Origin of the sequence: Leptothoe spongobia TAU-MAC 1115, from assembly GCF_018739885.1 — a bacterium.
In the GTDB taxonomy this organism is placed as follows: domain Bacteria; phylum Cyanobacteriota; class Cyanobacteriia; order Phormidesmidales; family Phormidesmidaceae; genus Leptothoe; species Leptothoe spongobia.
This window is the reverse complement of the sequence record NZ_JADOES010000070.1, coordinates 1-12,824: the sequence shown is the minus strand read 5'-3', so window position 1 is coordinate 12,824 and position 12,824 is coordinate 1. Positions and strand designations below refer to the sequence as shown.

At 47.5% G+C, this 12,824-nt stretch carries 12 protein-coding genes and 1 pseudogene; 9 read left to right on the top strand and 4 right to left on the bottom strand.

Features of this window, described 5'->3' with window-relative positions:
• Positions 1-68: 68 nt before the first annotated feature.
• Positions 69-446, bottom strand: a pseudogene (locus IXB50_RS21500) (pyridoxamine 5'-phosphate oxidase family protein); the annotation flags it as partial.
• Positions 447-559: 113 nt separating this feature from the next.
• On the opposite strand from IXB50_RS21500, the gene leuD reads away from it, so the two are divergent.
• Positions 560-1,168 (top strand): 3-isopropylmalate dehydratase small subunit, encoded by a 609-nt coding sequence (leuD, locus tag IXB50_RS21495; RefSeq protein ID WP_215611050.1) that lies wholly within the window; start codon positions 560-562, stop codon positions 1,166-1,168.
• A gap of 105 nt (positions 1,169-1,273) precedes the next feature.
• Here the strand turns inward: leuD and pyk are convergent, their stop codons facing one another.
• A complete protein-coding gene (gene pyk / locus IXB50_RS21490) occupies positions 1,274-3,058 on the bottom strand; it encodes a pyruvate kinase (protein ID WP_215611049.1) in 1,785 nt (594 codons plus the stop codon).
• 272 nt (positions 3,059-3,330) lie between these two features.
• Between pyk and crtR the strand changes: the two genes are divergently transcribed.
• Positions 3,331-4,230, top strand: coding sequence for a beta-carotene hydroxylase (crtR, locus tag IXB50_RS21485; protein ID WP_215611048.1), 900 nt, complete (start codon positions 3,331-3,333; stop codon positions 4,228-4,230).
• 41 nt (positions 4,231-4,271) lie between these two features.
• Here crtR and aroH read toward each other — a convergent pair whose 3' ends face one another.
• Together aroH and sppA are read right to left on the bottom strand one after the other, a co-directional pair.
• On the bottom strand, positions 4,272-4,670 hold the full coding sequence (aroH, locus tag IXB50_RS21480; RefSeq protein ID WP_215611047.1) for a chorismate mutase: 399 nt from the start codon (positions 4,668-4,670) through the stop codon (positions 4,272-4,274).
• Between the two features lie 166 nt (positions 4,671-4,836).
• Positions 4,837-5,703: a signal peptide peptidase SppA gene (gene sppA, locus IXB50_RS21475; protein ID WP_215611046.1), complete on the bottom strand. Its 867-nt coding sequence runs from the start codon at positions 5,701-5,703 to the stop codon at positions 4,837-4,839.
• 177 nt (positions 5,704-5,880) lie between these two features.
• Between sppA and IXB50_RS21470 the strand changes: the two genes are divergently transcribed.
• From IXB50_RS21470 to IXB50_RS21440, 7 genes are all read left to right on the top strand, one after another.
• Entirely contained in the window at positions 5,881-7,005 is a 1,125-nt protein-coding gene (locus tag IXB50_RS21470; RefSeq protein ID WP_215611045.1) for a DMT family transporter, read from the top strand.
• A 447-nt stretch (positions 7,006-7,452) separates the two neighbouring features.
• On the top strand, positions 7,453-8,904 hold the full coding sequence (locus IXB50_RS21465) for a HEAT repeat domain-containing protein (protein WP_215611044.1): 1,452 nt from the start codon (positions 7,453-7,455) through the stop codon (positions 8,902-8,904).
• A gap of 108 nt (positions 8,905-9,012) precedes the next feature.
• Positions 9,013-10,095 (top strand): glycosyltransferase family 4 protein, encoded by a 1,083-nt coding sequence (locus IXB50_RS21460; protein ID WP_215611043.1) that lies wholly within the window; start codon positions 9,013-9,015, stop codon positions 10,093-10,095.
• Between the two features lie 152 nt (positions 10,096-10,247).
• Positions 10,248-10,634 (top strand): hypothetical protein, encoded by a 387-nt coding sequence (locus IXB50_RS21455; RefSeq protein WP_215611042.1) that lies wholly within the window; start codon positions 10,248-10,250, stop codon positions 10,632-10,634.
• 325 nt (positions 10,635-10,959) lie between these two features.
• Positions 10,960-11,274 carry a YbjQ family protein gene (locus tag IXB50_RS21450; protein ID WP_407658834.1) on the top strand — a complete coding sequence of 105 codons (315 nt, stop codon included), beginning with the start codon at positions 10,960-10,962 and terminating at the stop codon, positions 11,272-11,274.
• A 47-nt stretch (positions 11,275-11,321) separates the two neighbouring features.
• Positions 11,322-11,759: a YbjQ family protein gene (locus tag IXB50_RS21445; RefSeq protein ID WP_215611040.1), complete on the top strand. Its 438-nt coding sequence runs from the start codon at positions 11,322-11,324 to the stop codon at positions 11,757-11,759.
• A gap of 41 nt (positions 11,760-11,800) precedes the next feature.
• Entirely contained in the window at positions 11,801-12,637 is an 837-nt protein-coding gene (locus IXB50_RS21440; protein WP_215611039.1) for a M48 family metallopeptidase, read from the top strand.
• The last annotated feature ends 187 nt before the right edge of the window (positions 12,638-12,824 follow it).

The following is a 12,824-nucleotide window of genomic DNA, read 5'->3' as shown; positions in this document are numbered from 1 at the left end:
CTCACGTTCATGATTCAAGGCTTAGAGCTTGAAATCCCAGTGGATACTAGCTGAAATCTCATACTGAGAATTGCTGCCACGATTATCTGTCGAGCTCCAGGTAGGTTTTCGAAATGGGACGCTAAATCAGTCCAATGTTCCGTACCAGGTAAGACCACAGTCCCTGAGCCATATAGTCGTAGAATCAATGGCTGCCGTTCAAAACCACAAAACATCAAAGTGATTCGACCATTTTCCAACACATGGGCCGATGTCTCATTACCACTACCAGTGAGATCTAAATAGGCCACTCGGATAGGAGACAAAATGTGAAACGTGTCCAATCCTTTAGGAGAGACATTAACATGACCATCTGCTATCAAAGGGGCTGTAGCAACAAAAAAGAGCTGCTGCTTTTGAATAAATTCTTGATGAGCTGGAGCTAACTCGGAAAACACTTTAGCCATAGGGAAGCGAGTGATGAGAAACGCTGGTATCAAGCTACCATAGGGAATTGGTAACATCGTATACATAGGCATCTGCCCATAAGCAGTGCAGTAACACAATAGGACTAGGTTTTATGGCTCAAGCAACGTCCCAAATCATGTCGGTCAGCGGTCGTGGCATTCCTTTAATTGGCAATGATATCGATACCGACCGCATCATTCCGGCTCGATTTCTGCGCTGTGTTACTTTCAACGGTCTAGGGGACAACGTATTTGCCGATGATCGAAATCAGGGGAATGGCAACCATCCTTTTGACCAACCCCAATATCAAAATGCCAAAATCTTAGTAGTCAATAGCAATTTTGGCTGTGGCTCATCTCGGGAACATGCACCACAGTCTATTATGCGCTGGGGTATTAGCGGCATTGTGGGGGAAAGTTTTGCAGAGATTTTCCTAGGTAACTGCGTTGCTATCGGCATGCCCTGCGTGACAGCAACATCGGAGACCATTGCGCAGCTTCAGGCAATGATTGCTGATGCCCCTGACACTGAACTAACTATAGATTTAGAAGGGCTCACAATTTCCGGCGGAAACCTGAGGAAATCAGTCACCATCAAAGATGGGAACCGCCAAATGTTCCTCAACGGGACTTGGGATGCCTGCGGTCAGTTACTTCAGAATGCCCAGAACATTAAAGCCACAGCAGGAACTCTGCCTTATGTTAGCTGGAGCAAAAATTAGGGCTATAGTGAAATCATTATTTGACAATAACAAGCCATCAGGTCTGGATTCAGAGCGCCATAATCATGATTCCAGTTGAGCCTCAATCATATTCAAGCTAAAACACTAGTAAGCCATCGTCATTTCTCGCGGCATATTAGTTGCACCGGAGTTCACAACACCTCGCTTGGCATCTACGGTAATAATGGTGCCATCACGGATAATGCTGGTGGCATCAGCCACTCCGACCAAGACAGGAATACCAAGACGCAGCCCCAGTGTAGCTGCATGTCCCGTATGGTTAGGATCCTCAGTAACGATCCCCCCTGCATGACGAATGATATCGACATAGTCAGCACTAGTACTAGGGACCACCAGAATTTCACCAGGGTTAAAATTGCTGACAGCTAAAGCCTTATCTACTACACGGGCTCGACCACTTACAATACCCTCGCCAATCCCTTTGCCATGACCCAAAACAGCAGTTACCAGCTCCACCTTGATCAAGTCTGTAGAACCAGAAACACCCTGCAATGTACCTGCTGTCATTACCACCAGATCACCATCATGGAGAAGTTCTTTCTCCTGAGCCACGTTGACGGCTGATTGGAAAGTTTGATTACTAGAAGGCAAATCGACGACTAATAGAGGCTTAACGCCCCAAACCAGTTGTAAACGGCGGGCCACCTCCACATGAGGGGTTACAGCCAGAATAGGGGTGGGGGGGCGAAACTTTGAAACATTGCGGGCAGTGGCACCAGTCTTAGTCAAGGACATAATGGCCGCAGCATCCAGCTGTGATGCAATCTGTCCTACGGCTCGACTAATGGCATTAGGAATTGTACGACTGGTGGTAGCAGCATCGGAATTTTTAGTAATCTGCTCTTTTTCAGTACGCCGAGCAATCTTAGCCATGGTGGCTACAGCTTCAACCGGATACTCGCCCACAGCTGTTTCATTCGACAGCATGACAGCATCGGTGCCATCGAGAATAGCATTCGCAACATCAGAAACTTCCGCTCGCGTTGGACGAGGATTACTGACCATGCTATCCAACATCTGAGTGGCGGTAATCACGGGGATCCCCAACCGATTAGCCGTAGCAATCAATCGCTTCTGCAAAATAGGTACATCTTCGGCTGGCAGCTCTACACCAAGATCCCCACGTGCCACCATGACGCCATCAGACAGCGATAAAATCGCCTCCATCTGCTCGATGGCTTCATGCTTTTCAATCTTGACAATAACAGGCACTCGCTTACCTGCGTTAGCAATAATCTCTTTGATTTCTAAAACGTCTTGGGGATTACGAACAAAGCTCAAAGCTACCCAATCAACCCCTTGATCCAAGCCAAATGCGAGGTCTACTTTATCCTTCTCTGTCAGTGCCTTAATGGACAAGTAAACGCCTGGGAAATTAACTCCCTTACTGTTAGATAGCTTGCCACCAACGACGACTTCGCAATGGAGCTCACGCTTCTCCATATCCTTACTTGCTACCCGCATCTCCACCTTGCCATCGTCCAGCAAAATGGTGGCTCCCGTGGGCACTTCTTCGACTAGGGGCCCATAGGTAACTGAACTAATGGTTTGAGTCCCTGGTAACTGACGGCTAGTCAGAATAAAGGTATCGCCATTTTTCAGGCGAATAGAACCTTCTTCAAATTTGCCCAGACGAATCTTGGGACCCTGTAAATCCTGCAAAATACCAACAGGTTGGTTCAATTCAAAGGAGATTTGGCGAATCAGCCGAATACTGCGTTGATGATCGTCATGGGTGCCATGGGAAAAGTTGAGACGCAGAGTGGTGGCACCGGCCTCAATGAGCGATCTCATCGTTGCAGGATCCTGAGTTGCAGGACCAATGGTGGATACAATTTTGGTCCGCCGCAGGGCATGGCGCAGTGGCATAGTGCTGTCCGTGGGTTAGCCGTCAGTTGGTCAAATCACACCCGAATATAAATCCAGTCTTTCTACTCGACGAAAAACCAGTGCTTTTGGATGTGAACCTGTGTTAACAAACCACCGGATAGTATCATGTCGAGGTTCGCTCCGAAAATTGGGACATAATGCTTCTGCGCCACCTCTGAAAACATTAAGCATAAATGAGATAACGTCACAAAAGTTTATTATTCCCTCTAGGTAGCGTATACTTCGAAACATAGGTGTGAAGGAGTATTACTGTGGTTTCGGTGGCAACACGTCCTTCGACGGTACTTAGACGAGTACCCAAGGATCTTTTAGACGCGGACGGTGGTGTCAGCCCAGATTTACTTACATTTGTGGGTGCGGTTGTACTAGTGACTGTTGCTACATTTGGGTATTTTTCCTGGAGCTTTCCCCATTGGATTTGTTTTGTTTTAAACACGGTGGCTTTGCACCTAGTGGGTACAGTTATTCATGATGCCTCCCACAATTCTGCCCACAGCAATCGCATTATCAATGCTGTTTTGGGACATGGCAGTGCGTTGATGCTAGGGTTCACCTTCCCTGTCTTTACACGTGTACATTTACAGCACCACGCCAATGTAAATGATCCAGAAAACGACCCTGATCATTTTGTCTCTACCTGTGGTCCATTGTGGCTCATTGCACCACGTTTTTTTTACCATGAAATTTATTTTTTCCAGCGGCGGCTGTGGAAGAAGTACGAGCTGCTTGAGTGGTTTTTAAGTCGCCTGACAGTGGCAGCCTTGATTTATTCTGCTTATCACTTTGGCTTTTTAGATTACTTCGCTAACTATTGGTTTGCCCCTGCCTTAGTCGTAGGGGTGGCCTTAGGGCTGTTTTTTGACTACCTACCCCACCGCCCCTTTGAAGAGAAGAATCGCTGGAAAAATGCCCGAGTCTACCCTGGTCGATTGCTAAACCTACTAATCATGGGGCAGAATTATCATCTCGTTCATCACCTATGGCCCTCAATCCCCTGGTATAAGTACAAGCCTGCTTATGAAGTCATGAAACCTTTGCTGGACGAAAAGGGCTCCCCTCAATCATTAGGACTGCATCATCGTAAGGATTTTTGGGGATTTGTTTATGATATTTTTCTAGGCATCCGTTTTCATCACAAGAAGGACGATTAAACCCATGTAGGGGCGTTGCATGCGACGCCCCTACATGGGTTTTATGCCGTTACGCTAGCCCAATCTGGTCTTAACCTGCTAGCGCCTCTTAGGTAGGGATGATAAATCTCGGATTGGGGAATTGTCATGTAAGCATGGATCAAGAAACGAATACACATTGGAAGACTACCTGCTACGTGCATATGCTGCACATCCAGAAGGGGAACCGTGTCCCAATTAGGACGTTGTCGTGCGATCGCAGCTGGAAAAATTGAATCCAAGTCAGGGGTCACCGAAAACGTCACGCTAATCATGGCATCTGTCGTAATCGAATTATTGGCCTCAAGTGCATTTAGCAGCTCAGTAACCGCCTCTGTCATTGCAGCAACCGAATTTTCGGGTACGGTGGTCGCGCCTCTAATTGCTCGTACTCGCCAGTCACCTATTTCCCCTTGCTGCATGTTGCCCTCCATAAATTCCTTGGCCCATACATTGCTTGGCTAACTCTATGCCAACTCCTTAGATAGATTAGCCTGTTCTACAACGTTGCCCCAATGGGTTATGACATCACTACGAGCAAAAAGAACTGACGGATCTAACCCAATTGGGAATACAAATATCCTAAAATTATCTACCAAAAGGTCCAGGAAATGTAGTGCCAGAGGACTGATAAAGCCATAGAGGTGTGCCCTGATAAGCCAGCTCAAACTCTAACCAACTTAGAATCCGAGGACTCACCCAAGCAGCCATCGCTTGGTTTTGATTATTTCCGGGTAGTAACTTATTCCAAAAAGGCTTGCGTTCTTCAATGGTGTAGATTTCAGTCTTGTCTGGATCCAGGTCTACTAATTCAGCGGCCCAACGTCTAGCATCAGCCTCCGTCCCCAACCGATCTACCACCCCTAGTTCCAGGGCCTGAGCACCTGTAAAAATACGCCCATCAGCAAATCCGCGTACCGTATCTTCATCCAGATTACGAGCTGTCGCCACCGTTGACACAAACTGGCCATAACTCACATCAATAAGCTCCTGCAAAATAGTTTGCTCAGGCTGAGTGAGCTCACGATCAAAGGACAAAATATCCTTGTAGGGACCAGACTTGATCACCTTAAATGACACCCCAATTTTCTCTAGTAGTCGCTCCAGGTTGTTACCCCGCAAAATCACGCCAATACTGCCCGTAATCGTACCTGGATTAGTAACAATGTACTGAGCGCCCATACCGATATATACACCGCCCGACGCAGAAATATTGCCAAAGCTCGCAACAATTTTGACAGTGTCTTGAAGCTTTTTAAGAGCACTGTAAATCTCTTGAGAGTCACCAACGGTGCCACCGGGACTATCAATACGGAGCAGTAACGCTGGAAACTTCTTTTCTTTGACCTCTTCAAGGGCTTCCAATACTCGCTTCCGGGTTCCACCCGCAATCGCCCCAGAAATTTCAATACGGGCAATCTGTTTACGGAAACGTGGCTTGAATGGCCAAATCATAGACAGCGACTAAATAAACAACTGCAAGTTCAAATGATTACTATAAACGTCCATTGCCACTTGGAGTTTAATCAAGGAGAGAAATGGAACAATCAGCTTGGCAGGTAGCGCCATCAGAATTTAACATTACTTTATGATACGACCAAAAGTCGTTCAGGCTTATATATTCCCCGCTGCATGGCATCCCCTTTTAACCAGGACAAGACTCCCGCCCTGCTTTTGATCGCTCCTTTTTTCCTATGGGGTACCGCCATGGTGGCGATGAAAGGGGTGTTAGATACCACCACACCCCTATTTTTAGCCACGCTACGTCTAGTTCCAGCCGGGATACTCGTACTAATCGTCGCTGCCTTGTTAGGACGTAAACCCCCTCAAAGTTGGCAAGGGTGGGCCTGGATTGGTGGATTTGCTCTAGTCGACGGCACCCTATTTCAGGGATTTTTAGCGGAAGGATTGCAACGTACAGGAGCCGGGCTGGGCTCGGTCATGATCGACTCTCAACCGATTGCCGTTGCCTTGATGGCTCGGTTCTTATTTCAGGAAATTGTCGGCCCGTTGGGATGGCTAGGATTGGGATTAGGTATCGTAGGCATTAGTCTGCTCGGCCTACCCGATGAATGGATACTACAAACGATTTCCAATCTGACAACAAGCCTGTCTACAGGTAACTGGCCAAGCTCGGCAGCAACATCCATAGGCCTCTTCCCTTTAGAGCAGGATTTACTCACGACAATGCTCGGCCATGGTGAATGGCTTATGCTACTAGCCGCCTTATCCATGGCTGTGGGCACAGTGATGATTACTTACGTCGCTCGTCATGTGGATCCAGTCGTTGCCACAGGATGGCATATGATTTTTGGAGGATTGCCCTTGTTGGGGTTATCGACTTACACCGAGGTGCAACAGTGGCAGGGCATCACTACATCAGGATGGCTAGCCATCCTATATTCCACAGTCTTTGGTAGTGCCATCGCCTATGGTGTGTTTTTCTATCTGGCATCTAAGGGCAATCTGACTAGTCTCAGTGCCCTCACATTCCTCACTCCTGTATTTGCCCTCACATTTAGTACATCATTGCTAGCAGAGAATTTGACAGCCATCCAATGGACTGGTGTAGGGTTTACTTTAGTCAGTATTTACTTAGTCAACCAGCGGGATATGCTGACCAAGTCGCTGATGAGGTTTCTGGCAGGACCAGCGATCATGGGTATGGCCGAAACGATCAATCCTAAATTATCAAAAACGCTGTCTAATTGGTTGCACTCTCATAGTTCAGTGGACTCATCGCCCGAGGAAGTCTGATTGGTCAGACTGGATACCCATCATTTCCCACCAAGGCGCAAGCACATCTAGCCTTCATATAGTTCCCTCTATACCAAGAAGTCTTGATAAACCAGGACTAATATCCCTCAGCTATTTGAGTTACTATTAGCTTCAAGCTGTCCAAACTCATTGTGATCTATTAGTACCCATGTACCAAGTGTATTTTGCACATGGGAACCCTAATTTTGGGTACAGTTATGGTATTGCGTTGTGCCGTTATTCACTTAGTCAAAGCAACAGTTTGATGTTTGGTGTCGCGTCAGGGCTTAAAAGGTTATATTGCTTTCCAAGCATTGCAGGGAAGCTCTCCAAACATCAATCAGTTTGTATTTTATAGATTTAGCAGGAATCTGCCATTTGATGCACTGACATAGTCAAGCTAAACAGTGAACTAATAAGGATGCAGGTACTGGATATTGAACTAATATGATTTGGCGCTCTACTCTAGTATTTTTAACCAGTCTGTCAGCCCTTACACTGCCTGTGGAAAGTCTGCGCGCCGAGAGCGGTCCTTTGCTCTTCGCCCAGTCTTCGGTAGTTGATCCGAACTATGCTATCGATACCGGCCAGACTACGCCAAATGTTGGGGGACCCAACCGTTCGTCTCTGCAAAGTATCCCATCCGAGCAGCAGATCAAAGAAATTAAGGCAATCCAGCAAGAACTGAAAAACCGGGGTTATTACAACGGTCCCATTGACGGGATCTATGGTCCCGTTACCGCAGAAGCCATTCGAGTCTTACGGGGCCAAGAAGGCAATCAGTCGACGCTACCGCCTAGTTTGCTTACCCCCGATCCCGTTCCTGATAAAACCTCAACAATACCTGAGGAAGTAGACAAAGTTACTGCAGAGCCTATTGGGGATAGCGGCACGGCAAATCCTCAAGACAAAACTCAAAACGATGATATCCAGGTCAATGCAGCGGATGTTCCCACCGAAGAAATCAACATTGGCGAGGAGGTTTCACCTGAAACAGGTACATCAATACCAAAAACAGCCTCAGACCCTGATGCATCTGAGGCTAATATCAGCGAGGCAGACTCGCCTCGACAATCACCAGGGTTAGGCAACCTATTGTGGCTCGGTTTAGCGCTCATTGCAGCCTTGGGCAGTTTTGGCATTGGCTTTATCTTGTCGACGCGGGTTAAGACCAACACGGGGACCGAAGAGGAGTCACCCTGGGGAGGTGTTTCTAATGCAGCTCCGCAAACAGAACAGCAAGATTTTGCTCACACATCCCTCAATGGTCGTACCACTGGCAACGGCACAGGTATTGATCAACCATCAGACCTGGTAATCCACAAAACTCACCCAGAGAATGAAAGCTTATCGGTACTATCGACAGCTAACAACGTTAGTGCAACGACCCGGTTAGCCAAAGTCAACGTCATGGATGAGCTCGTCGCCAATCTACAGGTCGCCGATCCAGCCAAACGTCGCAAGGCCATTTGGGAATTGGGTCAACGAGGTAATTCATCCGCCGTCCAGCATTTGGTAAATGGTATGGTGGATGCCGACTCTAAGGAAAAAAGCTTGATTCTGGCAGCGCTTTCAGAGATTGGTATTCGTTCCTTGAAACCGATGAATCGAGCCTTGGCCATTGCCCTCCAAGACGATAATCCTGACGTCCGTAAAAATGCGATTCGTGACTTGACTCGCGTCTACGACCTAGTCACTCAAATTAGCCAGATGCTAGGTCATGCCACCGAAGATGAAGATCCCGAAGTGCGTCGAACTGCTGAATGGGCCCTAGAACAGCTTAATCGCATCCGCGAAGCCCCTAAGCTTAAGTCTTCTATGAACACGACGAACACCTTAGAGGCCTCTCGCCCCCCATCAGAGCTCTTAACCGACGAGGTAGAGAATCTGAAAAATTAGGATAGGATCAAACCCCAGCTACCAATGCTTTTCAGCACAGTAGGAAGCAGATTAGTGGATCGTGTAGCACTCATAGTAGGGTCATAGGGCTAAATCGATGCGATAGCCATGACACGGTGCTTAAAATTATTATTTGTATCCACTCCTGTTGGCCCCCTGGGCTCAGGGTTAGGCGGTGGCGTTGAGCTCACGGTAGTGAACCTGGTAACAGCACTGACCCAACGGGGACATCAAATTGAAATCGCAGCCCCCGAAAGCTCTCAAATAGAAGGCGCACGACTAATCCAAATCCCTGGAATACTTCAGCCCACTGCTCATACCCAAGGACGAGACACTCCAGCCATCATGATGGATAATGCGGTCTTGGCCAACCAATGGGCCTATGTCCGTCAGGTCCAGCATAACTATGATCTGATTGTGAACTTTGCCTACGACTGGCTCCCCTTTTACCTCACCCCGTTTTTTGAAGTTCCCATTGCTCACTTCGTCAGTATGGGCTCCCTCAGTCGCATCATGGACCAAGCTGTCACGCAGCTCCATGAAAAGTTTCCAGGCACCCTCGGGGCCTATACCCAGGCCCAGATAGACACTTTTCCTCAAGGTCTCAGCTGGCAACTGCTAAGCAGTGCCGTTGACCTCAGCCAATATATCTATTGCGAGACTCCAGAATCCGAATTGGTATGGCTGGGTCGCATCTCCCCTGAAAAAGGACTAGAAGATGCTGTTGCTGCAGCACAATACACCCAAACTCCTCTGAAAATCCTCGGTAAGCTTGAAAATACAGACTACTGGAATACGATTCAATCCTCCTACCCAGATGCGCCAGTTGACTATCTAGGTTTTGTTAACACCCAACAGCTACAAACAATCGTTCGTCGTTGTCAGGGCCTGCTAATGACACCCCGTTGGGTAGAAGCGTTTGGTAATGTAGCCATTGAGGCCTTAGCTTGTGGTGTCCCGGTGGTGGCCTACCGGCGTGGCGGCCCGGCTGAAATCATCGAGCATGGCAAAACTGGTTGGCTAGTAGAACCTGATAGCGTTGAAGGTCTAGTGCAAGGCATCCAACAGCTGGGCAGCATCGATCGTCATTACTGCCGTCAGCAGGCAGAAAATAAATATTCATTACCTGCCTTGGGCCAACGTTTTGAAAATTGGTTTAACGCCATTATCCAACAGGCTCAAGCAGGGTAAAAATTTCGTCATTGCCCATAAAAAACATCAGACAAAAATTCAATCTCCCCATAGGCCCCAAAAGACAGCTCCTAATTTGTCAGTCAGCCAATCCCCCTTTGCCTTCTCTGCCTCTCTGACTCTTTTGCCCCTTCCCAATTCCTCCTTGCCCCATGCTTTCAATCCCCTTAACTGAAATCACCCAACTGATTAAGCAACTAGCTAATGATCCCGAAGCGTTGCGATCGCTCCGAGAAATCGAAGACTGCGACGGTGATCTCAACGATGCAGCCCTATCGTTGGCACTTAAAGCAGGTTTAGAACCCACGCAAAATGAGGGTTGGTTAGAAGGCTTTGCCAAACGCTATCGACACATTGCCTGTTTGCCAGAGTTTCGGGCGGATCTGACAGCACAGCAAGTGGTTAGTCTAGCTCAGCACCTCACCCAAAATAGCCAGTGCCCAAATCTTTTAGTAGTCCCTGTTGCCCTGTATGTCAGTAAAACTGGTGTGGGTGCATTTTGTGACAGTTTGGATAATAGCCGCATGTTGGCGGATTAGCCTTATCTTTCAATCATAAAAATTTTAGATAAAGCAACTTCATAAATCTACGGGCACTCTAGAGCAGACGATAAAATCAGGCCGGATAGCTTAGAAGGAAAGGCAGGTCTCCCTCCAAAAGATATCCATGGTTTCATAGTCCATACACTGGCACAACGGAATTCATATCTACGCTGTGTATCTATCAACAAGTATTGCTAAGCCTTATAGCCCTGCATGAATTACCTTCTCAAGGCTAGCGATATAGATAACTAGGAACTTAACTGACACACTAACTACTTATAGGAGCTTTGCGATGACCCGCTCAATCGCCCGTAATACCAGCATGATCCTCACCAATCTAGAAGGTGTACCGGGTAAAGAAATTATCGAGCACTATGGCCTGGTTCAGGGTAGTACTATTCGCGCCAAACATGTGGGCAAAGATATCCTCGCAGGGTTCAAAAATATCGTTGGTGGTGAACTCAAGGCCTATACCGAACTATTACAAGAGTCGCGCAAAGAAGCCGTTAACCGCATGGTCATGCAAGCTGAACAACTGGGGGCCAATGCCGTGATCAATATTCGCTTTGCAACTTCTTCAGTTGCACCTGGTGCAGCTGAGCTCTTTGCCTACGGAACTGCTGTCAAAGTTCAGTAAGCCAGCGCCTGAAATCAGGCACTTACAGGTACAGCATAGGTAAAACCATGGATATTCTTGTTTTTCTGATTTTGATCGGCGTCGGCTACTTTATCGGCAACCGTCGCGAACGCCAACACTACGAAGACATTAAGCGACGCGAAAAAGGCACTCTCCATGTCCCTATTATGAGTTGGGGAGCCAAACAAGACCTTCCCTATGCCCATGAAGCGGAAATGTTTGTCGGCAGTGTGGTGGTTGCTAACGATTACTTCAAAACGATTTCAGCTAGCTTGCGCAATCTGGTAGGTGGTCGTGTCACTGTTTATGAAACCTTGATTGATCGAGGGCGTCGAGAAGCTATGTTGCGGATGAAAGAATCCGCGATTGAATGGGGGGCTTCTCAGATACTCAACGTGCGCTTTGAAACGTCTAACATTGCGGGTCAAAGCCAAGGTGGGATGGGGGCCGTTGAGATTATGGCCTACGGTACTGGTATTCGCTAAAGCCAAACACCTTAACTAGATGAATGTAATACCAGAGCGGCATGAAATATACTCCGCGTGAAATAGTCGATGAAGTTAACATCACTCCGGTTCATCCGTTAGTCAATTTTGGCTATTTGCTCGGTACCGTGGTAGCAGCAATGGTGACCGTATATGTAGGCCTAGGTGTGGTCGGAGCTCAGATTGCAGCACGGTTAGGGCCCAAAAATGAGAGTAGGGTTGGAGAGCTAGTTTTTGAAAGCATCTTTGCCAACATGCCTCTAATCGAAGAGGGCCCTAAGTTTGACTATACTCGCGCCCTTGCCGAATCCTTGCGCAGTGATGCTTTAAAGCAACGCCCCGACCTGAAACTCCATATTCTCGATGATCCTCTCCCTAATGCCATGGTGTCCGCTGGCGGCCATGTCTTTGTCACCACAGGCTTGCTAGAGGATGTGGAAACGGAAAATGAGCTCGCCTTTGTGCTGGCCCATGAACTTGGTCACTATGAACATCGGGATAATCTCCGCAGTCTAGGTCGATCTCTAGTTTTTCTAAGTTTGAATAGTACTCTGGCTGCCAGCGGTGTTAAGTTACCCCCATTTTTGATGGGTTCAATGAGTTTGGCGGACCTGCACTATAGTCGTGATCAAGAGCAAAAGGCCGATGTCTATGCCATCGAAATAATGCAGGAACGTTACGGGCACTTAGGCTCTAGCTTAGATTTTTTTGAGCGGTTAAGCGATTGGGAATTGGACTTGGGTGCAGTAACTCAGTTACTGGAATGGCAATCGACCCATCCTCTTACCCAATCACGCATTGAAGACTTGGAAGAAATTGCCACTCAGCGCGGCTGGTCATTAGAGGGGGAAGCCACACCACTACCTAGCGATTTTTAACAAGGTATCCATACCGTTCTAAGCCAGCTTTAAATATGCCAAAAGAGACTGTACATGGGTGAAAGAGGCCTGATACTTATACTCGCGCAAGTACTCTACTAGCTCTGATTTTTGGACTTTTAACAAAAAAATATTCCAGGTGTCTCTATCTCTGCACTCAGCAGAAAGAATTTAAGCTGAAAAGAGA